This window comes from Cellulophaga fucicola (assembly GCF_900119145.1).
GTDB lineage: Bacteria > Bacteroidota > Bacteroidia > Flavobacteriales > Flavobacteriaceae > Cellulophaga > Cellulophaga fucicola.
Map to the genome: position 1 here is coordinate 183559 of NZ_FPIY01000004.1, position 24386 is coordinate 207944.

Genomic DNA, 24386 nt, shown 5'->3' on the forward strand with positions numbered 1-24386 from the left:
TTAAAATATTGTTAAATTAATTAATTTCTGTAATAATAATAATACATTTAAGGGGCCAAAAATAATATAGGTTTTTTCAAAGTCTACCTACACCATTTTTAGCAACTAGCTAGTAACCAACGTTGGTTTTTTATTTAAAGACTTTGATAAATGACTTTGAACTTATTTTTATTTACTAATCAACCTAAAAATAAATAGGTTACAAAATTAAAAATTATGAAAAAGAAAATATTTAGTATCGCTGCTGTAGTTTTGTTTGCAAGTGTAAGCTTAAGTGCTAATAATAAAACAGAAAAAGAACAAACAGAGCAAATAAATAACGATTGTACTGAAGATACTTTTGACTTTATGGATTTTTTGGGAGATATGGGAGTCGATGACGGACAAGCATCTTGTTTAGGAAACGCTTATTACGCTGTATGTGAGGGTTATGAAGATACTTCTGGCGATTGTTTATAAATTATAAAAAAGCAGAAATTAAAAAGGCAACCTTAATTAAGGTTGCCTAATAAATATATTATGAAAAGAAAAAATTTATATTTAATAGTGTTATTTTTATTTTATTTCATCTCTTTTTCTCAATCAAAATATGGGATAATAGAATATGATTTTTCTATAGATTCTATGGTTAATATAATGAAAAAAAAAGGGATCAGTAAACCTTTACCATTTATGAAAAATGTAAATAATGCCGCTAAAGAAATAAAGTTGCAACTCATTTTTAAGAATCAGACAGCTGTTTTTAAAAATATTGATAATATGCGCCCAGATAACATTGATAGAAATTATTTTAATTTAGCCAAAATGTTAGCCTGTGGTAATCCTCTCTATTATAAAAAAGATAGTGTTCAAAAAAAAGTGTCTCAAAATGGTAAAGCTTATATTGTAAATGGTAAAATAGCTCCATCAAATTGGATAATAACAAAAGAAAGTAAAAAAATAAAAGGTTATAATTGCATTAAAGCTACTTCTAAAAGAACCATCAAAGGTAAAAAATTAACTACAACAGCTTGGTTCGCCCCTAACATTAAAATTCCATACGGCCCAAACGGCTATGGTGGCTTACCTGGGGTTATTTTAGAATTAAATCTAAACTCTACCTTATACAAAGCAACTAAAATAAAATTTTTAAAGCAAGTTTCTATAGAGCCAATAGGTGATGGTATTGAAATTTCGGAAAAAGAATACAAAATACTTGGAACCAAAAATTTACAAAAATTCAAAGAAAGTATTAAATAGATTAAAAAAACTCATTAGAAATATTTTTTTTATTCATATTTAATCTGAGTTTATTGTTACTGTTCTTTAGATCTTCCAATCCTGAATAAATAATATTTAACAGCATTATACAAGACAGTTCTTGCATATTTTAGTACGTTATTTTTTCTGAACTAAAAAATTAGTTTATGTTTATAAATCATTTCATTGAAAAACTGTCATCATAAAATATGTTAAAAATAGTATGCTTATTTTTCTGTTTAACAACTCTACAGCTTTGTTACAGCCAAGAAATTACATACAAAGGCTTTGTACAAGACAGTGTGCAAAGCCCTTTACCTAATGCTAATATTTTAGCTTTTCCAGATAGTGATGATGCAGAAACGGCTTTTGCCATTACCAATGAAAAAGGTGCATATATTTTGCGTTTGCAAAAAGGCCATACCTACCAAATTAACATTAGCTACATAGGCTATAAAAAACTAGTGGTTACCACTACAGCAACAGAAAAAACCACTAAAAACTTTGTTTTACAAGAAGATGTAAACACTTTAGACGGTGTAGAGCTTACCTACAAAATACCTATAGAGGTTAAAGAAGACACTACTGTTTATGATACAGATGCCTTTACCAATGGCAAAGAACGCAAACTACGAGAAACCTTAAAAAAACTACCTGGTTTAGACGTAGACAGGGAAGGTAATGTAACCTCTAACGGTAAAAAAATTACCAATGTTTTGGTAGACAACAAACCCTTTTTTACAGGAAACACCAAAATGGCTGTAAACAACATACCCGCCAATGTTGTAGACCAAATAGAGGTTATAGATAACTATAGTGAAATTGCTATGCTTAAGGGGTTGCAAGACACAGATAAAATGGCACTAAACATTAAACTTAAAAAAGATAAAAAACGCTTTTTGTTTGGAGATTTAGATGTTGCTGCTGGCCTTAAAGACAGGTACGCCATACACCCAAATGTATTTTACTACAGTCCTAAAACCAACATTAATTTTATTGGTGACGTAAACAATACTGGCGAAAAAGCATTTACGTTTAGCGACTATATGGAGTTTGAAGGCGGTTTTAGCAAAATACTGGCTGGTTCTGGCAGTATGTCTAGTTTGTTTCAGTCAGACTTTAGTCAGTTTTTAAACAACAATAATTTTAAAGAGCGTAGTCAAAAATTTGGCGCACTTAACGTACGCCAAGCTATAAACAGCACCACAGATATTAGTGGTTATGTTATTGCATCTAAAACAGATACCGACACAGAAAACCAAACCGAGAATAGTTACCAAAACAACAACGATCCTTTTACAGAAAACAGAGCCACCACTGGCAATGCCAATAACTTTTTTACCATTGGTAAAATAACACTAGATTATGACCCAACCTACAAGGAAGATTTTGCTTTTAATACGTTTGTAAAACTAACCAACAACAACGGTTTAAACACCATTAATACAAACAGCCCAACAAATACAAATAGCATACGTACAGCTAATGACATAAATGCACTAACGCTAAAACAAAATGTAACCTATAGTCGTAAACTAACAGACAACCATACCGGTACTTTAGAGGCTACACACAGTTACACTGTAGACAAGCCCAACACAAATTGGCAAACAGATAAAGAAATACTACAAGGATTAATTCCGTTACAGGCAGATGATGTGTATAACATACAGCAAACCAAAAAAGTAAAAACACACAGTGTAAATGCCATTGTAAAAGACTATTGGGTGTTAAACAACTACAACCACTTGTATTTTAGTTTGGGTGTAAACTCAACCTTTAACTCTTTTGTAAATGAAGATGTACAGCTCTTAAGTAGCGGAGAAATAAACAATTTTAACACTGCTAATTTTGGTAACAATTTACAGCATAATTTTATAGACACTTATGTAGGTTTAGAATACAAATTTAGAACCGGTATTTTTACGTTTAAACCTGCCGTATACCAACATTATTTTAATTGGTCTTTACATCAGTTACAAACAAAAACAACCAATACAAAAACGGTACTTACACCAGAGTTTACTACAGAAATTAAATTTAAAAACGGTGCAAAAGCAACTTTTAAATACAAAGCAAATGCTCGTTTTCCTTCTGTAAATAACCTTGCAAGTAATTTTATACTCCGTAATTTTAATTCGGTTTTTAGAGGCAATGCCAACCTAGAAAATGAGTTTTTTCATACCACAAGTTTTAATTACTCTAAAAGAAGTTTATTGCGCGGTTTATTTTACAACTTAAATGTTAGATACAATAAAAAAACAGAGCAATTAAAAGGAGAAACGCAGTTGCAAGGCATTAACCAATTTAATTCTTTAATACTATTTACACAACCGGAGGATAGCTGGGTGTTTAGTGGTAATTTTAATAAAAGAATAAAAAAAATAAGGGCTAAATACAGAGGCTCATACAACTACAGTAATTTTTACCAGCTTGTAAACGCAGAGACACAAAAAAATACCTCTGGGAGATTCTCAAATACCGTAAGCCTAGAGACTGTTTTTAAAAAGGGCCCAAATTTAGAGGTTGGCTATACACAAACCGATAGTGACTACAACACATCTGTAGGAAAAAACAAGTATAGAAGCACCAACTTATTTACCTATTTAGATTATGTTTTTCTAGAAAATTTCACCTTAAAAGCAGAATATAATTTTGATAATTATGTGAATAAAGACCGAAACATAGATAATAGCTTTGACAATGCTATGGTTTCTCTTTTTTACCAACAAGAAGATAGTCCTTGGGGTTTTGAAATTAAAGCTACTAACCTGTTTGATACACAGTTTAAGCAAGACAATTCTTTTAGTACATTTTTAATAAGCGATAGTAAAACCTTTATTTTACCACGAATTGTTCTTTTTAAAATTAGCTACAAACTATAATTGTTTAAAATTGTAGCTTTATATTTGCAAAAAATGTATTGACTTTTGGGAAAATCTCTCATTTTAAAATCGTTGGCACAGCTTCCGCAAATGCAGAAACTGCAAACTACTATTGCCAAAAATGAAAAAAACACAACACTTACAGGTTTAACAGGCTCTGCCCTATCCTTTGTAATATCTGAAACTTTTAAAGAAGCAGACACCCCTTTTCTGGTTGTTTTTAGCGACAAAGAAGAGGCTGCTTACCATTTAAATGACTTGGAGCAATTGGTAGGCGAAAAAGATGTACTGTTTTATCCTGGTAGCTACCGTAGACCTTACCAAATAGACGAGGTAGATAATGCTAATGTACTGCTACGTGCAGAGGTTTTAAACCGAATTAATTCGCGTAAAAAACCAGCATTACTAGTAACGTATCCAGATGCGCTGTTTGAGAAAGTGGTAACCCGTAAAGAACTAGATAAAAACACACTAAAAATTAAGGTTGATGATACCATTACCCTAGACTTTTTAAACGAAGTGTTGTTTGAGTATAAGTTTAAACGTGTAGACTTTGTCACCGAACCTGGAGAATTTTCTGTTCGTGGTGGTATTGTAGATGTTTTTTCGTTTTCTAATGATGTACCTTACAGAATAGAATTTTTTGGTGATGAGGTAGATAGTATTAGAACTTTTGATGTAGAAACACAATTATCGACAGATAAAGTCACTAAAATTACCATTGTACCCAATGTAGAAAACAAATTTTTAGACGAAACAAGAGAAAGCTTTTTAAAATATATTGCTACTAAAACTGTAATATTTTCTAAAAACACTGAGCTTTTACATGATAGGTTAGACTCGCTTTACACAAAAGCAGAAGAAGCTTTTACAAAACTTACAGGCGAGCTAAAACACGCACAACCCAATGAGTTGTTTGTAGATTCTAATCAGTTAAAAAAAGAATTTGAGGGGTTTAATGTTATAAGCATTCATCAAACAGCAACAAATGCAGACAAGTCTATTGTTTTTCATTCTAAACCACAGCCGTCTTTTAATAAAAAGTTCGACTTGCTAATTGAAAACTTAGATCAAAATCACGCTAATAACTACACCAATTATATTTTTTGTTCCACAAAACAGCAAGCAAAACGTTTCCATGACATTTTTGACGAAGTAGAACAAGATGTGCATTATCAAACTGTAGTATTGCCTCTTTTTCAAGGTTTTATTTTAGATGATATAAAAGTTGCTTGTTATACAGATCATCAAGTTTTTGAACGTTACCATAAGTTTAACCTTAAAAATGGTTACGCTAAAAAGCAGGCCATTACGCTTAAAGAACTTACCAAATTAGAAATTGGCGATTATGTAACACACATAGATCATGGTGTTGGTAAATTTGGCGGGTTACAGAAAATAGATGTAGAAGGCAAAAAACAAGAGGCTATTAAATTAATGTATAGCGAACGAGATGTGCTGTACGTAAGTATACACTCTTTACACAAAATATCTAAGTTTGCTGGCAAGGACGGTAAACCTCCAAAAATATTTAAACTTGGTTCTGGCGCTTGGAAAAAACTAAAGCAAAAAACAAAAACTAGAGTTAAACAAATTGCGTTTGACCTTATTAAAGTGTACGCCAACCGTAGGCTTAAAAAAGGCTTTAAATACGCTCCAGACACGTATTTACAGCACGAGCTAGAGGCATCTTTTATTTACGAAGATACTCCGGACCAAAGTACGGCTACAGAAGATATTAAAAAAGATATGGAGAGCGATAGACCAATGGACCGTCTTATTTGTGGCGATGTTGGTTTTGGTAAAACGGAAGTTGCCATACGCGCTGCTTTTAAAGCTGTAGATAACGGCAAACAAGTTGCTGTTTTAGTACCTACAACTATATTGGCTTTTCAGCACCAAAAAACATTTGCAGAACGTTTAAAAGATATGCCTATTACGGTAGATTATGTAAACCGATTTAGAACTGCAAAAGAGAAAAGAGAAACCTTAGAACGTTTAGCAGAAGGCAAAGTAGATATTATAATTGGCACACACCAACTGGTAAATAAAAATGTAAAATTTAAAGATCTAGGACTACTTATTGTAGATGAAGAACAAAAATTTGGAGTTGCCGTAAAAGACAAATTAAAGTCTATTAAAGAAAATGTAGATGTACTTACTTTAACTGCAACACCTATACCAAGAACATTGCAATTTAGTTTAATGGCGGCCAGAGATTTATCGGTTATAAACACAGCGCCACCAAACAGATACCCAATAGACAGTCACGTTGTACGCTTTACAGAAGATACTATTAGAGATGCCGTTTCTTACGAGATACAACGAGGCGGACAAGTGTTTTTTATACACAACCGCATAGAGAATATTAAAGAGGTTGCTGGTATGTTACAACGTTTGGTTCCTGATGCTAAAATTGGCATAGGTCACGGACAAATGGAAGGTAAAAAACTAGAGACCTTAATGCTTGCTTTTATGAATGGTGAGTTTGATGTTTTAGTGTCTACCACCATTATAGAAAGTGGTTTAGATGTGCCAAATGCCAACACCATATTTATAAACAATGCCAATAATTTTGGTTTAAGTGATTTACACCAAATGCGTGGTCGTGTTGGACGTAGCAATAAAAAGGCTTTTTGCTACTTTATTACACCTCCTTATGACTCTATGAGTACCGATGCCCGTAAACGTATACAAGCACTAGAACAGTTTACAGAATTGGGTAGCGGGTTTAATATTGCAATGAAAGATTTAGAAATTCGCGGTGCAGGAGATATTTTAGGTGGTGAGCAAAGCGGATTTATTAATGAAATTGGTTTTGATGCCTATCAGAAAATATTAGCCGAAACCGTAGAAGAATTAAAAGAAAACGAGTTTAAAGATTTATACGAAGAAGTAGAAGGTAAAGACAAAGTATTTGTAAAAGAAACTCAGATAGACTCGGATTTTGAACTTTTATTTCCTGATGATTATGTAAATAATGTTACAGAACGATTAAACTTATACACCCAATTAAACCTAATTACAACAGAAGAAGGTTTAGCTAAATTTGAAAAAGAATTGGTAGACCGTTTTGGAGAAATACCTAGTCCGGTTGAAGACTTACTAAACTCGGTTCGTATAAAATGGATTGCTAACAGTATTGGCCTAGAGAAAATAGTACTTAAAAAAGGTAAAATGATTGGGTACTTTATTGCCGACCAACAATCTGGCTTTTACCAAAGTCCAAAATTCACTAAAGTTTTGCAGTTTGTACAAGCCTTTAATTCTATCTGTAAAATGAAAGAAAAAGAGACTAGGACAGGTTTGCGTCTATTATTGGTTTTTGATAAAATTACAACAGTAGAAAAAGCGCTAAAGAGTTTAATCCCTTTTAACGCGAACTAAAAATAATGTATGATGCAAGTTTGGTTCGGTTTTTGAAAATAAACTAAGTAACTAAGCACTAACAATTGCTAAAAAGCAAACTATGAAAAAATTACTACCACTTTTACTTGTCCTTATCACCACAGTTATATCTGCGCAACATACTATTTCTGGTACATTTTCACCTGCCAAAGAGTATACTTGGCTTATTGCATACCAGCTTAAACCTGGAACGCAAGTATATGTTGCAGACACAAAGATAGAAGATGGTAAGTTTAGCATAGAAATGCCAGCAAATGCTGCTCCTGGAACATACAGGTTGGTATATGCAGTACCACAAGAAGAGTTTAATTTTGATATTCTTTATAGTGGTAAAGAAGACATCGTTTTAAATTTTAATGCACAAGATGGTGCAACGTATACAGTATCAGAAGAAAACAAAACACTAAACAGTTACTTTTTAGAAATTAATGCATTACAAAAACAAGTTATAGATTTTTACACCTCTAGTAATACTGACAAAAAAGAGTTAGCTAAATTATATTCTAAAATTGAAAGCATACAAGCCAGATACGAGAATAACGCTAAGAACCTTATTGCTTCTAATTTTATTAAAGCCAACAAGCCATACATTGCTAAAGACTATGAGACTATTTATGATTTTGTAGAAAACAAAAAGAAAAACTATTTTGCCGCTATAGACTTTAAAAATACAAACTTACAAGCATCGTCTTTTTTAACAGACAAGACATTAAACTACGTGTTTACTTCTTTGCCTTTAAATAAGATAACCAAAAGCGCTACAGAGACTATTCTACAACAAAATATAGAAACCGTTGCAAGTAAGCTAGATGGTGTTAAAGAAACATTTAAGTTTAGCTTGTATTACGATTTATGGATTTATGCTGCTAGTGCACAGTATGATAAAACATCTGATTTTATCTATGCTAATTATCTAAAAAAACTAGGGAACATTACCAATAATCAAGAACTTATAAAAAGTATAGAAGCGCATTCTAGGTTAAGAATTGGTTCCAATGCACCAGAAATTACTTGGAACAATGACAAAAACAGCCTAAGTAAATTAGAAGCTGCAGATAATTATGTCGTTATTTTCTGGAGCAGTACTTGTTCTCATTGTTTAAAAGAATTACCGGAGTTAAACAAGGTAATGAAAGAGTATCCTAATGTAAAGGTGCTTGCTGTTGGTTTAGAAGACGAGTACAATTACTGGGATACAGAATCTGCTAAGCTGGGTAACTTTACGCACGCATTAGCTTTAGGCAAATGGGATAGTAAATATGCAGATTTATACAACGTATCTGCTACACCAACCTATTACATTCTGGACAAGGATAAAAAAATTGTGAATAAACCAGAAACCTACAAAGACGTTATTGCCTATTTAAAAAAATAAGCAAAGAATCATCTTTTAAAAATTTAGATCTTATAAAGCCTTTAGATCTTTTATAGTTTTAAAGGCTACATCTACCTGCTCATCATTTACTAAAATAGTAAACTCATTTGTAGTAGAAATAACTTCATATAAAACAATACCTTCCCAAGCTAAACGCTGAAATATAAAATAGTAAATACCAGGTACAGAAACATTCTCTGCTGGCAACTTTACAGTTATAGAAGACAAGTTTTCTGCTTTTTGCGTACATCTTTCGTGCTTAAACAACTCTTCAACCGTAGCGTCTAGTGAATTATTTACAACAATATTTAATTCATTTACACCTCTAGAAGACGTATAAAAAATATCCTTGTTTTTATTTACTTCGCGCAATAAGTTTGTTTGGTTATCTAAAATAGAATCTGATACTAAAAAAGTAAAATCTGTTAATGAAGAACGCACAGTAATTTCACCTATATTTTTAAGAACCTTTATTATTTTGTGTGTAGCTCTAAATTCAAGATCGTCAGACAATCTTTTTAAAGCCATAACTATAGCTCCGTTTCTAATGTCTTTACCTAATTCAGATTCAATTTCTGGCTTAATTATTCTAGATAAAGAAGTTAAGTTAATAATACTCTGTGCTAAAGCGCTTTGCAGAAAAGGTTTCTTTTTAATGTACTCTTCTACTACTGATGATATTGTTTTCATCTCGTTAGTGGGGTTTGGTTAAACGTTTTGGTTGTTTGCCTTTAATTTAGTTAAAAAAATATTCTTATTCGACCTAATAGAATGAAAAATATTTTTTGAAAGCTCAAAAATAACAAATTGTTTTAAATATAACAATCCTAAATTATTAAAAATACCCGCTATAGATTTCAAAAATGATAAAAAGCGTCTTTTAAATGCTCAATTTTTAAACTATCATCATTTTTAAGAACTGTGATAATATCAAAACGTACATCTACATCTAAATCATACTCAGTTACATAGTGATCTGCAGCCAACACTAAAAGTTTAATTTTTTTAGCTGTAACAGTTTCGGCTATGTACTGTAAAGCATCACTTCTTCTAGATTTTACCTCAACAATTGCCAAAGTGTTATTTAGTTGTGCAATTATATCTACCTCAGCTTTTAAATACCTGTAATTTATATGTCTTATGGTGTATCCATTTTTCTCTAAATGCTGTATAGCAAGGTGTTCTCCTTCTTTTCCAAATTCGTTATGAGCTCCCACTTTAAAAGTTTAACTAACAAAATACGGTATTTCATCGAAAAATAATGCTTTTCATCATCTAAAATTGCAAATTGTACGTAGGTAATAAAGTTAACTATGTTAAAATTTTTAACCATAAATATACTGTGCGCTAAATTTTAGCGTTAAAAGTTAACACACGACCTAATAACCAATAATACTAATGCAACAATAATTATGGCATATTTTGTGAATTGCAACACTGCATCGCTAAACCCCATAGGTGGTTCACTAGACAAACAAAAAGCAGAACACCTTTACAGAAGATTAGGTTTTAGTGCCTCTGTTGACACTATAAATGCTGCTATTGGACAACCAATATCCGCATATATAGACAACTTAATAGCCCAGGCAGTTAGTATGCCAGAAATTGCTGCTCCTGTTTGGGGCAATTGGACGGGCGCAGATTATCCTGAGGATAGTGATGATAGAAATCCTATATTAAATCAGCAAAAAAACGAATTTTACAATTTATATATATCAAGTTTAGTAACCAATAATCTTAGAGACCGTTTAAGTTTCTTTTGGAGCAATCATTTTGTTACAGAATACAGAAACTATAGAGCAGCTCCTCTATTATATCGTTATGTAGATTGTTTACAACGTAACTCTATTGGCAACTTTAAAACATTTGTTAGTGAAATAGGACTAACAGATGCTATGTTGTATTATCTAGATGGTGTTTACAACAATGGTAACAATCCCAATGAAAATTACGGTCGTGAATTATACGAACTGTTTACGTTGGGCGAAGGAAACAACTATACCGAAGAAGATATTATAGAAACAGCAAGGGCACTTACGGGATACGTAGAAAGAGGTGATGAAAGTTATACTCCAATTACGTTTAACCCAGAAAAGCATGATGCTGAGAGTAAAACTATATTAGGCCAAACTGCTAATTTTGATTATGATGGTGTTATAGATAATCTATTTACACAAAGACCAAATGAGATTAGCTGGTTTATCTGTAAAAAGCTTTATGAATTCTTTGTGCATCCAGATTCAGATGATGCAACAGGCAGTAACGCAGAGGAAATAATACAAGGCTTAGCTGCTACTTTTAGAGCTAATGATTTTGAAATTGCACCTGTATTAGCCCAACTTTTTAAAAGTGAACACTTTTTTGACGAAGAAGCTATTGGTGTTATTATTAAGAGTCCGTTTGACATTTATATAAATCTAATAAACGAAACAAAGTTTTCTTACGATGATGATACCATTGCTAGTATTGAAAACATTTGTAGATTAATAGGTCAAGAACTATTTAACCCTCCAGGAGTAGAAGGCTGGTACAGAGACAGAACTTGGATTAACACCAATTTTATGATTGGCCGTTGGTTATCATCAGAGTTGTTTTTACAAAATGCTTTTAATGCCGACTCTGAACAATTTAGAACTTTTGCTCTAGACGCTACAGGTCCAACTGGTATGACTACAAATGACCCTGACGAAGTAAGCAAGGCAATTTTAGACAAACTATTACCTAAAGGTATTGCAGATGATGAATTACAAAATGCATATGATGTATTTAGGAGTGATGTTCCAGAACAATATTATATTGGTGGAATAGATGGCTCATGGAGTCTTTATTATCCAGGAGCAGAAAACCAAGTATATTTATTATTACTACACATTGTTAGACAACCAGAATTTCAATTAAAATAACCATTTATTATGTGCAACACAAATTCTAACGTACACCATGCAGACAAAGAGGCTCATGACTTAGAGCATAAAAAATGGAACAGGCGTTCTTTTTTACAAGCAATGGGTATGGTTGGTTCTGGATCTATGCTACTAGGTAGTAATGTGCTTAACGCTTCGGCTAAATCGCCTTTAGCAACAGCAATAGCAGATGCAGAATCAGACGGAAAAATATTAATATTAATAAGACTTGCAGGTGGTAATGACGGTTTAAGTACTGTTATACCAATAGAGCAGTACGATACGTATGCCAATGCAAGACCAAACATATATATACCAGAGAGTAAAGTATTAAAACTTACAGATAATTTTGGAGTTCCTTCTTATATGACCTCGTTAGAGCGTATGTGGGGAGAAGGACAATTTAAAGCTGTACACGGTGTAGGTTACGAAGGACAAAGTCTTTCTCACTTTACAGGTTCAGATATTTTTGCAAATACTGATCCAGAAAACACTACAGGTTTTACTGGTGAAAGAACAGGTTGGATGGGTAGACATTTTGAAGATTGTTTCCCTGATTATTTAATGAATCCACCAGAAGCTCCTGCAGCTATACAAATAGGTCAATATGGCAGTTTAGTTTTTGAAGGTGAAGAAACAAATTATGCCTTTGTAACTAGTAATATAGATCAATTAGAGAAAATTGCAGAAACTGGGGATAATTTTTCATTAGACCCTACTCTGTTTGATGGCTGTATGTACGATGATCAACTTAGATTCTTAAGAGGTGTAGCAAATACCACTTATGAATATTCTGGTAAAATACATGAAGCATACAAACGTGGTGAAGCATTAGGTTGTGGTATAGAGTACCAAGACAACAGTTTTGCTAAACAATTAGCAGTTTTAGCTAAGCTTATAAAAGGTAACTTAGGTACAAAAGTATATATGATTTCTATGGGTGGTTTTGACACGCACGGAAATCAGCCATTGGCACACGAAAAATTAATGACCAACTTATCTGTTGCTGTAAGCGATTTCTACCAAGATTTAGCCTGTACAGAACAAGATGATAAAGTTTTAAGTATGACGTTCTCTGAATTTGGACGTAGAATATATGAAAACGGTTCTAATGGTACAGATCATGGTAAAGCTAGCCCTACGCTATTTTTTGGTTCCGCATTAAACGGTAGCGCCTTTATTGGCGATCACCCATCTTTAGAAGATCCTGACGGAAGAGGAAATTTAGAGTACACAATGGATTTTAGAGACTTATACGGTACTGTTTTAGCAGAATGGTTATGTGTACCAAGAGAAGCTGTAGAAAGGCATTTACTTGGACGTACTTACACTCCTGTTAATTTAGGATTTAGCTGTAGCGGAGAAGATTTTCCTGATATTGCTATAGATGATGAAAACCCTGTTTTACCTGGACCAGGTGGTACAGATCCAACAGACCCTACAGATCCTGAGCCAATACCAGAAAATGTTATTGTACATAAACCATATTACCCAACAAAAGGAAATCCTTCTATTCATTTAGAGATGCCTTTTACTGCGCACGTAGACATACAGATTTACAATATATTAGGTCAGAACCTAGGTACTGTTTACAACGCTATGACTACAGAGGGGCAACAAGAAATTAACATTAGAGAACGTTTACCTGTAAACCTTGCTACTGGTAAATATATTTATAGAATAAGTGTTCAAAATCAGAAAATGAGCAAATCTGTAATGGTATCCTAATTAGATAGCATTACTATATAACACAACTAAAAACACCTAGTACTTTTTGTATTGGGTGTTTTTTTATGCCAACTTAGAGTTGTTCTTTTTTGTCTTAAAACTTAATTCCTTTTTTACTCTATAATTTTTGTCTTTATACACTCTAGTTACATCATCTTCAATTTTAGAGTTCTCTTCAACTTTAGAATTATCTTCAATTGCATCTAATTTTACCGACTTTAAAATGTCTTTATGTACTGGTTTACCACTCATAACTTTATGTTTTTATACTATAACAACTAAAAAATAACTCATATATTTTAAATTATCGTTGTTCTACACCCCTTTTTCAAACAAAATTGACAATACCTCCTTTATTTATTTCATTCTTTTTCTTTAGAACTGCGCTCTAAAATGTATTTTTGCAGCTTAATTCAATTTAAATGGCACAGGAAACTAAAACACCAAGCAGATATACAATTACAGCGGCATTACCCTATACAAACGGACCAATACATATTGGCCATTTGGCAGGCGTTTATGTTCCTGCAGATATTTATGCGCGTTATTTAAGAGGCACAAACAAAGATGTTGCTTTTGTTTGTGGTAGTGATGAGCACGGTGTTGCCATTTCTATGAAAGCAAAAAAAGAAGGTATTACACCTAAAGAGGTTATAGATAAGTATCATGCAATTATAAAACAATCTTTCTTAGATTTTGGAATTACGTTTGATAATTACTCCCGTACCTCTGCAAAAGTACACCATGATACAGCTTCTGAATTTTTTAAGAATTTGTATGATAAAGGTGACTTTATAGAAGAAACAACAGAGCAGTTATATGATGCCGATGCTAAACAATTTTTGGCAGATAGATTTGTAATTGGTACCTGCCCTAAATGTGGTCATGAAGAAGCTTATGGTGATCAGTGCGAAAATTGTGGCTCTACTTTAAATGCTACCGAATTAATAAATCCAAAATCTACTATCTCTGGTGCTGTACCATCTTTAAAGGAAACAAAGCACTGGTTTTTACCTTTAGATAGATATGAAGATTTTTTAAAGGAGTGGATTCTTGAAGGTCATAAAAACGATTGGAAACCTAATGTGTACGGACAATGTAAATCTTGGATAGACGACGGTTTAAAACCACGTGCTGTAACCAGAGATTTAGATTGGGGAATTCCTGTTCCTGTTCCTGGAGGAGAAGGCAAAGTTTTATATGTTTGGTTTGATGCGCCTATTGGCTACATCTCATCTACAAAAGAATGGGCTGCTAGAGAAGGTAAAGACTGGGAACCTTATTGGAAAGATAAGAATACAAAAATGCTTCATTTTATTGGTAAAGATAATATAGTGTTTCACTGTATAATTTTTCCTAGTATGCTAAAAGCACACGGAGACTTTATTCTACCTGAAAACGTACCTGCAAATGAGTTTTTAAATTTAGAAGGTAATAAATTATCGACCTCTAAAAATTGGGCTGTTTGGTTGCATGAGTATTTAGAAGATTTTCCAGATATGCAAGATGTTTTGCGTTATACACTAACTGCAAATGCTCCAGAAACTAAGGATAACGATTTTACTTGGAAAGATTTTCAGGCACGTAACAACAATGAGTTGGTTGCTATTTTTGGTAACTTTATAAATAGAGTTGTTGTATTAACAAACAAATATTACGAAGGTGTTTTACCTACACCTGCTGCATTTACAGATATAGACAAGGCTACCTTAGCTGAGGTTAAAAAATACCCAGAAATAATTTCTAGTTCTTTAGAACGCTATAGATTTAGAGAAGCCGGACAAGAATTGATGAATCTTGCTAGACTTGGTAACAAGTACTTGGCAGACGAAGAACCTTGGAAAGTAATAAAACAAGATGAAGAACGTGTAAAAACTATAATGTATGTTGCTTTGCAAATTGCATCTGCTTTAGCCGTTTTAAGTGAGCCTTTTTTACCGTTTACTTCAACTAAATTAAAAAGTATTTTAAACATAGACGCATCAGACACAACTGTACAATGGAATACTGTTGCTACACTAGATGTGTTATTACCTGCTGGCCACACTATAAATAAGGCTGAGCTTTTATTTAGAAAGGTTGAAGACCAAGAAATTGAAGCACAATTAGCAAAATTAGAGGCTACTAAAAAAGCAAACTTACAGATGAACAAAGAGGTTACACCACAAAAAGACACTATTACTTTTGACGATTTTACAAAGTTAGATATGCGTGTTGGTACTATTATAGAAGCCGAAAAAATGCCAAAAGCTAAAAAGTTATTGGTTTTAAAGGTAGATACTGGTTTAGATACACGTACTATAGTTTCTGGTATAGCAGAAAGCTTTACTCCAGAAGAAATTGTAGGTAAAAAAGTAACTGTATTGGTAAACCTAGCTCCAAGAGCTTTACGTGGTGTAGAAAGTGAAGGAATGATTTTGATGACAGAAAATGCGGACGGAAAATTAGTTTTTGTGAACCCAGATGAAGATGGTGTAAATAGTGGCGAAACAATAAATTAATTTGTAATTTTATAAAAAGCAGAAAAAATATGTTATCAAAAAATATAGAAAAAGCACTTAACGATCAGATAAAAATAGAAGCAGAATCTTCTCAGATTTATTTAGCAATGGCTTGTTGGGCAGAAGTTAAAGGTCTAGAAGGTGTTGCTGGTTTTATGTACGACCAGTCTAATGAAGAGCGCGACCATATGCTTAAACTAATAAAGTTTGTAAACGAACGTGGCGGACACGCACAAATATCTGAGCTTGCTGCACCTAACGTTACATTTACTTCTTTTAAAGAAATGTTCGAAAAATTATTTGACCACGAAGTGTTTGTATCTAATAGTATTAACGAACTAGTACACATTAGCCTACAAGAAAAAGATTATGCTACACATAACTTTTTACAATGGTACGTATCTGAACAAATTGAAGAAGAAGCTATGGCACGTACTATTCTAGATAAAATAAACCTTATTGGTGATGATAAAGGTGGTTTGTATTTGTTTGATAGAGATATACAGCAAATAAGCATTTCTACAGCGTCTACAGAAAACCCACAATAAGTTTAACATAATAATCTTATTTAGATTAATTTAAAATAACTACTTTTGCCTTACTATTTTTAGGCATAAGTAGTTATGGGCAAAAAAAAGGATAAGAAAAAAGAGAAAAAGGCATTAAAAAAATTACAAAAGGCTACTCCTAAAGTCGCCAATAAAGTAAAAAGTAAATGCTGTGATAAATACAAGAAATCTGAAAACAAGCGTTGTAAGAAATGCCCTTGTTTTGATTTGCTTAAAAAAGTGGCATAAAGCTATGCATTTTATCTAATTTACCTTTTTATTTACATACAATTACTACTTCTTCAAGTATCTTTACCTTAAAATTAGACATCATTTTATATGCATTACTTTTTATTGCGTATGAGTTACGTTATGGTCTGGTTTTTGATTTATTTCGTATATACACAAAACAATTAAATATTATGAAACAATTAATAGTACTACTATTTGCAGTAAGTTTAGTTTCTTGCGGAGCATCTAAAACCGTTAGAACATCTAAAAAAGTAATTAAAGGAGAATGGACACTTAGCAACATTTCTTATAGTGAAGCAGGCACATATAATGTAACTCTTTTAAACGATGTATCTAAAGATTGTTTTGAGGGTAGTAACTGGTCTTTTATCCCAAACAATAATACTGGTAAATACAGCATAAACAATGCTAGTTGCCCAACAGGAGAGCGCGACTTTATTTTTACGATTCAAGAAATTGATGAAACTACAGGCTTATACGATTTTTTACTTAAGCCAACAGATGCTAAAGGTAAAAGTCAAAACAATGTTGGTTTTAGATTATCACTTACATTATTAACAGAGTCTAATATGACCTGGTCACAGACTTTATCTGTAGATGGCAAACCATTTACAATTACAATGAACTTTACTAAAGGAGACTGGTAGTAAACACATTAAACATTAACTATATAAAATAAACATATGAAAACTACATTAAAAAAAATAGCAACTGGTGCATTTGCACTAGTATTAATTGCAAGTTTTACAAACTGTAAAGCAGTACAAAACGCAAACAACAAACAAAAAGGAGCTGCTATTGGTGCTGCTGGTGGCGCACTTTTAGGTGCTATACTTGGTAACAACATTGGTAAAGGCGGTAACAGCGAATTAGGTGCTGTAATTGGTGGTGTTGTTGGTGGTGGTGCTGGTGTACTTATTGGTAACAGAATGGACAAACAGGCTCAAGAAATTGAAAATGAAATTCCAGGAGCTCAAGTAGAACGTGTAGATAACGGTATTGTTATTACTTTTGATGAGAACAGTGGTGTATTTTTTGACACAGCTAAATACAATGTAAATACAGCTTCTAAAGCATCTTTAGATAAATTAGCAAATGTATTTAATGAGTATCCAGATACAAACATATTAGTAGTAGGCCACACAGATAGTTCTGGTGCTGCAGATTACAACATGACATTGTCTAAAAACAGAGCAAATGCGGTAACAAATTACCTAGAAGGTAAAGGTTTAGCTGCTAGTAGATTTACAACTCAGTGGTTTGGAGAAGAGCAACCAACTAATGACAATACTACTGCAGAAGGTAGAGCAAAAAACAGAAGAGTTAACGTTGCTATTTTACCAAATGAAAAAATGATAAATGATGCTAAAATGCAGTCTGGCGAAAACTAGAAAATTTATAGCATAGAAATTCGATTTAATCAATTGAGTTAAATATATTAGAGACCTTATAAAACTAAATTTATAAGGTCTTTTTTAATGATAAAATATATACTTAAACACACGCAGTTACCAGAACTAAGTGTAAAAAATACTATAGAGCTTTTAGATCAAGATTGCACCATACCTTTTATATCTAGATACCGTAAAGAAAAAACCGGAAATTTAGACGAGGTTCAAATTGGTGATATTGTTACCTACAAAGCTCAGTTTGAAGCTTTAGAAAAAAGAAAAACTGCCATTGCTAAGGCAATGCAAGAACAAGGAGTGCTAACTCCAGAGCTCCAAGCTAAAATTACCGCTACAGACAACCTTACTACCTTAGAAGATATTTACCTTCCGTTTAAGAAAAAGCGTAAGACAAAAGCTGAAACCGCTATTAAAAACGGTTTAGAGCCTTTGGCTAAAATAATAATGGCACAACGCAATGACGAAATTGAATTTACTGCTTCTAAATATTTAAATGATGTTATTGTTAATGAAGATTTGGCTTTAGAAGGAGCCAGACATATTATTTCTGAATGGATTAATGAGCGTAGCGATATTAGAAACGGTATACGTTATCAGCTTGAAAATTACGCCCTAATTACCACCAAAGTTATTGGCACTAAAAAAGATGACGAAAAAGCGCAAAAATTTAGAGATTATTTTGATTGGAGTGAGGCTTTAAAACGATCTCCTTCACACAGATTACTAGCTATTTTAAGAGCAGAGAAAGAAGGTTTTATTCGTGTTAAAATAGAAATAGATAATGATAGAGCTTTAGATAAAATTGAAAGTAGAATTATAAAAAACAACAATGCTTGTGGCAAACAAATAGAACTTGCCATACAAGATGCATACAAAAGGCTACTACTACCCTCTTTGTCTAACGAGCTTTTAAAAAATGCTAAAGAAAAGGCAGATACAGAAGCAATAGCTGTGTTTTCTAAAAATTTAAAACAATTACTATTAGGTTCTCCTTTAGGCGAAAAAAGAATATTAGCCTTAGATCCTGGTTTTAGAACAGGTTGTAAATTGGTTTGTTTAGACGCACAAGGAGATTTGTTGCATAACGAAACCATTTATCCGCATGCACCACAAAACAAAAGTACAGAAGCAATTAAAAAAATCAGCTCTTTAGTAGATGCTTATAAAATTGAAGCCATAGCAATTGGGAACGGTACTGCATCTAGAGAGACCGAACAATTGGTTAAACGCATACAATTTAAAAACCCATTAGAAGTTTTTGTGGTTAGCGAAGCAGGCGCATCTATATACTCGGCTTCTAAAATTGCTAGAGACGAGTTCCCAGATTATGATGTTACCGTACGTGGTTCTGTTTCTATTGGCCGTAGACTGGCAGACCCGTTAGCAGAATTGGTTAAAATAGATGCAAAATCTATAGGTGTTGGGCAATACCAACATGATGTAGACCAAACTAAACTAAAACAATCTTTAGATACTGTTGTAGAAAGTTGCGTAAACGCAGTTGGTGTAAACGTAAACACAGCAAGTACTTCTTTATTAAGTTATGTATCTGGAATTGGACCAAAATTAGCCGAAAACATAGTAAACTACAGAAACGAAAATGGTGCTTTTACAAGCAGAACAGCTATAAAAAAAGTACCGCGTTTGGGCGGAAAAGCATTTGAGCAAGGTGCTGCCTTTTTACGAATTAAAAATGCAAAGAACCCGTTAGACGATTCTGCCGTGCATCCAGAAAGTTATAGCATTATAGAGCAAATAACAAAAGATTTAAAAATATCTATTCAAGATTTAATTGGTAACAAAGAAGCCTTACAAAAAGTAAATCTAGAAAAATATTGCACAGATACTATTGGTTTACCCACATTAAAAGATATTGTAAAAGAACTAGAAAAGCCTGGCTTAGATATTAGAGAAAAAGCTAAAGTATTTTCTTTTAATCAAGATATACGATCTATAACAGACCTTGTTCCTGGGCAATTACTACCTGGTATTGTAAATAACATTACAAATTTTGGTTGCTTTGTAGATGTTGGCATTAAAGAAAGTGGCTTAATACATATTTCTAATATGTCTACTACTTTTGTAAAAGATGTAAACGAGCACGTTAGTTTACAACAACAAATTATTGTAAAAGTTTTAGAGGTAGATGTTGCACGTAAGCGCATACAACTAGCTTTACACAAAAATATGTAATACAAAAAAGGCTTTCTAGTTTAACCCAGAAAGCCTTTTTATTTAGTTAGTGTTTATGTAATTATTATCCTTTACCAAGCATTAAAATCTCGTTACAATTAATTTCTGTAGTGTATTTTTTTTCTCCTTCTTTGGTCTCGTAAGATCTATTTACCAATTTGCCCTCTAAGGCAATTTCTTTTCCTTTAGTTAAATAGTTCTCTACAATTTCTGCGGTTTTACCCCAAGCAACAACATTGTGCCATTGGGTATCTGTTACTTTTTCGCCAGCAGCGTTTTTATACGTCTCGTTTGTAGCTACAGAAAAGCGTGCAAGTTTTTTACCACCATCTAAGTTCATAATTTCTGGGTCGTTACCTAAGTTCCCAATTAACTGTACTCTGTTTCTAAGTGCGTTCATACTATGTGTGTTTTAATGTTTAACAGTTACTACTACCAAAGCACTATTGCAATGGCACTGCAAACCTAAAACCGCAACCAAACTTTATACGGTTACAAAGTGCTTACTTTCGGTTGTAAATGTTTGTAGTCGCTTAAAAATGATAAAATACCTACAAACAAAAGTACAAAATGGGTTTATTTTAGTGCATTTTATACATAAAATTGGGCTAATTACACATTTCCGTAATTGTAGTACAGAAAATAATTATAAATTGTGAGAAAAATAGCAACCAAACAAACAACTAGAATTGTAAAACCTGCGTTTACTTAGCCATATATGTGGAATAAACGCAATAAAATGAGGTTACTGACTAGTTGTAAGCAATTTAAAATCATATGAATAGGATTCAGAAAACCCTAATAATTGGATTTTTAATAATTTCTGGATTTATAGTTTTCAGAATTTTTTTAATGGGCTATTACTATGATTTTCTTGAATATTGGACTTTGAGAGATAAGATAGTCTGGACCGAATCAAATAAATTGAGTTGGGAGGATTTCTCAAATACTATAGATAAAGAAGGGCTTTATGCTAAAGTCGGACTTTCATCCCGCTACAATGTAGACGACCCCATTTTATTTAGGTCCAAAACAGTTTTTATACCTAAAGAATCATATGTATCTGATACCTCCGACAGTTTTAATCTTAGAGTCTCACAAGCCAAATTTGACCTTCTAGAAATCTACCGGAGGCAAATGGCAAGAGAAGTAGATAGCCTAAGAGCTGGAAGTGTTGATTATTATAAACCCTCGGATTTTAAAAAAATGAACGAAAGATATTATGATTTGTTTGAATCGGAATGGGAAGGATTTAGAAATGCGGAAAATGAATCTGATTACCTAGAGAAGATTGAGAAGAAAATCCAACTCGAGTTGAAATAAAAACTGCTCACAACAAAACCTAAACGTAATGCGGACTTTAGGTCAAAATCGAAAGGTCTGTGTATATTTATAAAGTCGCTAAATCTTATGGATTTAGCTTGAGACAAGAAAAAATAAACCTAAACAATAAGCTTTAGCTTCGTGCGAAGACGGAAACGAAAAGTTTCCTTGCCTCCGCACTACGCTTAGCCTAGCCGTTGGCAAACATTTAAAAGAAAAAAAACACTATGGAAATAAAAGAATTTACAAGCTTATTAGAAACTCCAGTCAATACACTTTTAAAATCAATTGGAAGCGAATTAAAACAAGTTGCGAAAAATAGAATACTGGAATATCAAGCTAGTGAATTCAAAAGAAATTATTTTACAAAAACATTATTACATAGGTCCGAACCAATTAAATTAACCGAATTTTATCAGCCCTTACATATAGCTCAACAGAAAGATATTAGGAAAATTCCTTCTAAAATAAAGAAAATCCCAACTGAAGACGTTTCCAAATTATTCAAAAAATCAAATTACATAACTCTCATTGGAAATGCAGGAAGTGGGAAAAGCACAATAGTAAAATATCTTTTCATAAACGCTGTTCAATCAGGTTATAAAATACCTATCAAAATAGAACTGAGATATTTAAATGAATATAAACATTCATTTACTGATTACATCTATAATGAAATATTTCTCTTTCACAAGCTTGGATTTACTTCTCAAATAATAGACAGGTTACTTGGAGCAGAATCATTTGTTTTCTTTTTTGATGGTTATGATGAGATAAGTTCAAGTAAAAAGGAAAAAATTACACAGGAGATTGACCAATTCGTGAGTAGATTTCCCAAAAATGCTTACTTAATCACGTCACGTCCTTATACAAACATTGACACACTACCTTTATTTTCTAACTATACCGTTTGCGATTTAGATGAAAAAGAAATCCCGGCGTTCGTTAAAAAACAAATATCCAATAGTGAGGAAGAATTAGCAGAAAAAATAATTAAAGCTATTAGCCAAATAGATAATAGGTCCTATCGGACATTTTTAAGTAACCCCCTTCTCCTTTCAATGTTCATTTTAACTTTTCAATCTTACTCTGAAATACCTAAAAAAAGAAGCGATTTTTACAAGCAGGTTTTTGATACTCTTTATTCTGTTCATGATAGTGTTTCTAAACTTTCCTATGTTAGAGAAAAAATATCTGGTTTACCTAAAGATGGTTTTGAAGATATTTTGAGATTATTTAGTTTCATTTCCTTTTTTGAAGAAAAATTTATTTTTCAAGTTAAATATTTAGAGCAAAAATTAAATATCATAAAAGAAAAAAAGAAAAACTTAAAATTTGATAATGAAAATCTCATTGAAGATTTACAGGTAGCTATCGGGATTTTAAACAAAGAGGGACTTGATTATACTTTCCCTCATAGGTCATTGCAAGAATATTTTTCTGCAAACTATATTAGTAATTTAAGTGACCAAAATAAAGAGTTGATTTTTAAAAAAATAAAATCAATCATAGAAAAGGAATATTTTTATCTTATAAACAATCATCATTTTCTTGCCTTATTAGGGGAACAGGATTACAATTCAATGATGAAATTAGTTGCTATTCCAATTTTAGAATCGATATTCAAAAATCTTGATTCAAGCAAAGAATTTGATATAAATCAAAAATACGATATCGTATGTAAAACATTCTTGATAACGGCAGACTTGATGCAACCAGGATTACGCAAAGAATTAATTCATGATGAATTTTGCGATAAAAATAGACCTAAAATCATATTAATTGGCGAAAATACAAACACGTTTGTGTTTCCAAAATCAAAAGACGAAGAAATAGTGACTAAAAAAAGTGTCGATAAATCAATAGAGTTAATTAAAAAAAGAGGTCAATTTTGGATAGAAAATATTAAAAAAAATATTGCAGAACAAGAACAAAGCGATGCAGATATAATTGATATAATATAAAAACGTTTGCCAACAATGCCTAAACGTAATGCGGACTTTAGGGTGAAAACGAAAGGTCTGTGTATATTTATGAAGTCGCTAAATCTTTGGGATTTAGCTTTGGACAAGAAAAAAATAAATCAAAACCAAAAGCTTTAGCTTCGTGCAAAACCGAAAGTAAATGTTTATCAACTGCCCTACGTTTCTTATACTTAACGTTAGCATTAATTACGTAAATGAAAATAATACGTTTATTATTTATTCTGAGTGCAATTGGAATGGGATATGTGAGTTATAAACTTCACTCTGAAGATAATTACTCCACTGCTTCGGAGAAAATCAAAATTCTCCTTTCCGAAAACAAAATAAAAGTTGAAGGAAAAAATGAATTAATAAAAGATTTGGAAAACGAAATCCAAAAAGTTGAAGAGCGCAATAGAGTTGTTTATATCCTTGATGCTACAATTTTAGTTTTTATAACTGGACTATATTTCCTTACCCCTAAAAAAGAAAACTAATGCTAACAAAACCTATAAAAAATGCGGGTTTTGGTGCTTAACCCAAAGTTTAGAACTTTTAATCAAGTCCGCCAAATCTTTGGATTTGGCTTTAGAACAAAAAAGATAAAACAAAATAAAAAGATTTGGCTAAGTGCTTAGTCAGAAATTCATTACTTTTA

General features: G+C 32.4%; 20 protein-coding genes. 16 read left to right on the plus strand and 4 right to left on the minus strand.

Going from position 1 to position 24386, the window contains the following annotated elements; all coding sequences use genetic code 11:
- The first annotated feature begins 216 nt into the window (after positions 1-216).
- The 5 genes from BT107_RS13855 to BT107_RS13875 all read left to right on the plus strand — a co-directional run bounded on the left by BT107_RS13855 (position 217) and on the right by BT107_RS13875 (position 8907).
- Positions 217-459 carry a hypothetical protein gene (locus BT107_RS13855; RefSeq protein WP_072304418.1) on the plus strand — a complete coding sequence of 81 codons (243 nt, stop codon included), beginning with the start codon at positions 217-219 and terminating at the stop codon, positions 457-459.
- A 60-nt stretch (positions 460-519) separates the two neighbouring features.
- Positions 520-1239 (plus strand): GLPGLI family protein, encoded by a 720-nt coding sequence (locus BT107_RS13860; RefSeq protein ID WP_072304419.1) that lies wholly within the window; start codon positions 520-522, stop codon positions 1237-1239.
- A gap of 209 nt (positions 1240-1448) precedes the next feature.
- Positions 1449-4124 carry a TonB-dependent receptor gene (locus tag BT107_RS13865; RefSeq protein WP_072304420.1) on the plus strand — a complete coding sequence of 892 codons (2676 nt, stop codon included), beginning with the start codon at positions 1449-1451 and terminating at the stop codon, positions 4122-4124.
- Positions 4125-4214: 90 nt separating this feature from the next.
- A complete protein-coding gene (mfd, locus tag BT107_RS13870; protein WP_425291844.1) occupies positions 4215-7511 on the plus strand; it encodes a transcription-repair coupling factor in 3297 nt (1098 codons plus the stop codon).
- An 82-nt stretch (positions 7512-7593) separates the two neighbouring features.
- Complete coding sequence (locus BT107_RS13875; protein ID WP_072304422.1) at positions 7594-8907, plus strand: TlpA family protein disulfide reductase; 1314 nt, start codon at positions 7594-7596, stop codon at positions 8905-8907.
- A 30-nt stretch (positions 8908-8937) separates the two neighbouring features.
- Here the strand turns inward: BT107_RS13875 and BT107_RS13880 are convergent, their stop codons facing one another.
- On the minus strand, positions 8938-9597 hold the full coding sequence (locus tag BT107_RS13880; RefSeq protein ID WP_072304423.1) for an aspartate kinase: 660 nt from the start codon (positions 9595-9597) through the stop codon (positions 8938-8940).
- 167 nt (positions 9598-9764) lie between these two features.
- Entirely contained in the window at positions 9765-10124 is a 360-nt protein-coding gene (locus tag BT107_RS13885) for a YraN family protein (RefSeq protein ID WP_072304424.1), read from the minus strand.
- Positions 10125-10319: 195 nt separating this feature from the next.
- Here BT107_RS13885 and BT107_RS13890 point away from each other — a divergent pair, with 195 nt between their 5' ends.
- Positions 10320-11810, plus strand: a complete 1491-nt coding sequence (locus BT107_RS13890; RefSeq protein WP_072304425.1) for a DUF1800 domain-containing protein — start codon at positions 10320-10322, stop codon at positions 11808-11810.
- 9 nt (positions 11811-11819) lie between these two features.
- A complete protein-coding gene (locus tag BT107_RS13895) occupies positions 11820-13538 on the plus strand; it encodes a DUF1501 domain-containing protein (protein ID WP_072304426.1) in 1719 nt (572 codons plus the stop codon).
- Positions 13539-13601: 63 nt separating this feature from the next.
- Here the strand turns inward: BT107_RS13895 and BT107_RS13900 are convergent, their stop codons facing one another.
- Positions 13602-13790 carry a hypothetical protein gene (locus BT107_RS13900; protein WP_072304427.1) on the minus strand — a complete coding sequence of 63 codons (189 nt, stop codon included), beginning with the start codon at positions 13788-13790 and terminating at the stop codon, positions 13602-13604.
- A gap of 170 nt (positions 13791-13960) precedes the next feature.
- Between BT107_RS13900 and metG the strand changes: the two genes are divergently transcribed.
- The 6 genes from metG (at position 13961) to BT107_RS13925 (ending at position 20441) form a co-directional block, all read left to right on the plus strand.
- Positions 13961-16039, plus strand: coding sequence for a methionine--tRNA ligase (gene metG / locus BT107_RS13905; RefSeq protein WP_072304428.1), 2079 nt, complete (start codon positions 13961-13963; stop codon positions 16037-16039).
- A gap of 29 nt (positions 16040-16068) precedes the next feature.
- Positions 16069-16587, plus strand: a complete 519-nt coding sequence (locus BT107_RS13910; protein ID WP_072304429.1) for a ferritin — start codon at positions 16069-16071, stop codon at positions 16585-16587.
- A gap of 75 nt (positions 16588-16662) precedes the next feature.
- On the plus strand, positions 16663-16836 hold the full coding sequence (locus BT107_RS17555; RefSeq protein ID WP_170854741.1) for a hypothetical protein: 174 nt from the start codon (positions 16663-16665) through the stop codon (positions 16834-16836).
- Positions 16837-17009: 173 nt separating this feature from the next.
- On the plus strand, positions 17010-17486 hold the full coding sequence (locus BT107_RS13915) for a lipocalin family protein (RefSeq protein WP_072304430.1): 477 nt from the start codon (positions 17010-17012) through the stop codon (positions 17484-17486).
- A gap of 36 nt (positions 17487-17522) precedes the next feature.
- Complete coding sequence (locus BT107_RS13920) at positions 17523-18230, plus strand: YiaD family glycine zipper/OmpA-like lipoprotein (RefSeq protein ID WP_072304431.1); 708 nt, start codon at positions 17523-17525, stop codon at positions 18228-18230.
- 87 nt (positions 18231-18317) lie between these two features.
- A complete protein-coding gene (locus tag BT107_RS13925) occupies positions 18318-20441 on the plus strand; it encodes a Tex family protein (RefSeq protein WP_072304432.1) in 2124 nt (707 codons plus the stop codon).
- 64 nt (positions 20442-20505) lie between these two features.
- Here the strand turns inward: BT107_RS13925 and BT107_RS13930 are convergent, their stop codons facing one another.
- Complete coding sequence (locus tag BT107_RS13930) at positions 20506-20841, minus strand: single-stranded DNA-binding protein (protein WP_072304433.1); 336 nt, start codon at positions 20839-20841, stop codon at positions 20506-20508.
- Between the two features lie 377 nt (positions 20842-21218).
- Here BT107_RS13930 and BT107_RS13935 point away from each other — a divergent pair, with 377 nt between their 5' ends.
- The 3 genes from BT107_RS13935 (at position 21219) to BT107_RS13945 (ending at position 24225) form a co-directional block, all read left to right on the plus strand.
- On the plus strand, positions 21219-21764 hold the full coding sequence (locus BT107_RS13935; protein ID WP_072304434.1) for a hypothetical protein: 546 nt from the start codon (positions 21219-21221) through the stop codon (positions 21762-21764).
- Between the two features lie 227 nt (positions 21765-21991).
- Positions 21992-23728, plus strand: a complete 1737-nt coding sequence (locus BT107_RS13940) for an NACHT domain-containing protein (protein ID WP_072304435.1) — start codon at positions 21992-21994, stop codon at positions 23726-23728.
- Positions 23729-23943: 215 nt separating this feature from the next.
- Complete coding sequence (locus BT107_RS13945; RefSeq protein ID WP_072304436.1) at positions 23944-24225, plus strand: hypothetical protein; 282 nt, start codon at positions 23944-23946, stop codon at positions 24223-24225.
- The last annotated feature ends 161 nt before the right edge of the window (positions 24226-24386 follow it).

Excerpts from the sequence above, each read along its gene's own strand:
- BT107_RS13855 (WP_072304418.1), top strand. The coding sequence starts at position 217 with ATGAAAAAGAAAATATTTAGTATCGCTGCTGTAGTTTTGTTTGCAAGT.
- BT107_RS13860 (WP_072304419.1), top strand. The coding sequence starts at position 520 with ATGAAAAGAAAAAATTTATATTTAATAGTGTTATTTTTATTTTATTTC.
- BT107_RS13865 (WP_072304420.1), top strand. The coding sequence starts at position 1,449 with ATGTTAAAAATAGTATGCTTATTTTTCTGTTTAACAACTCTACAGCTT.
- mfd (WP_425291844.1), top strand. The coding sequence starts at position 4,215 with ATGCAGAAACTGCAAACTACTATTGCCAAAAATGAAAAAAACACAACA.
- BT107_RS13875 (WP_072304422.1), top strand. The coding sequence starts at position 7,594 with ATGAAAAAATTACTACCACTTTTACTTGTCCTTATCACCACAGTTATA.
- BT107_RS13880 (WP_072304423.1), bottom strand. The coding sequence starts at position 9,597 with ATGAAAACAATATCATCAGTAGTAGAAGAGTACATTAAAAAGAAACCT.
- BT107_RS13890 (WP_072304425.1), top strand. The coding sequence starts at position 10,320 with ATGGCATATTTTGTGAATTGCAACACTGCATCGCTAAACCCCATAGGT.
- BT107_RS13895 (WP_072304426.1), top strand. The coding sequence starts at position 11,820 with ATGTGCAACACAAATTCTAACGTACACCATGCAGACAAAGAGGCTCAT.
- BT107_RS13900 (WP_072304427.1), bottom strand. The coding sequence starts at position 13,790 with ATGAGTGGTAAACCAGTACATAAAGACATTTTAAAGTCGGTAAAATTA.
- metG (WP_072304428.1), top strand. The coding sequence starts at position 13,961 with ATGGCACAGGAAACTAAAACACCAAGCAGATATACAATTACAGCGGCA.
- BT107_RS13910 (WP_072304429.1), top strand. The coding sequence starts at position 16,069 with ATGTTATCAAAAAATATAGAAAAAGCACTTAACGATCAGATAAAAATA.
- BT107_RS17555 (WP_170854741.1), top strand. The coding sequence starts at position 16,663 with ATGGGCAAAAAAAAGGATAAGAAAAAAGAGAAAAAGGCATTAAAAAAA.
- BT107_RS13915 (WP_072304430.1), top strand. The coding sequence starts at position 17,010 with ATGAAACAATTAATAGTACTACTATTTGCAGTAAGTTTAGTTTCTTGC.
- BT107_RS13920 (WP_072304431.1), top strand. The coding sequence starts at position 17,523 with ATGAAAACTACATTAAAAAAAATAGCAACTGGTGCATTTGCACTAGTA.
- BT107_RS13925 (WP_072304432.1), top strand. The coding sequence starts at position 18,318 with ATGATAAAATATATACTTAAACACACGCAGTTACCAGAACTAAGTGTA.
- BT107_RS13930 (WP_072304433.1), bottom strand. The coding sequence starts at position 20,841 with ATGAACGCACTTAGAAACAGAGTACAGTTAATTGGGAACTTAGGTAAC.
- BT107_RS13935 (WP_072304434.1), top strand. The coding sequence starts at position 21,219 with ATGAATAGGATTCAGAAAACCCTAATAATTGGATTTTTAATAATTTCT.
- BT107_RS13940 (WP_072304435.1), top strand. The coding sequence starts at position 21,992 with ATGGAAATAAAAGAATTTACAAGCTTATTAGAAACTCCAGTCAATACA.
- BT107_RS13945 (WP_072304436.1), top strand. The coding sequence starts at position 23,944 with ATGAAAATAATACGTTTATTATTTATTCTGAGTGCAATTGGAATGGGA.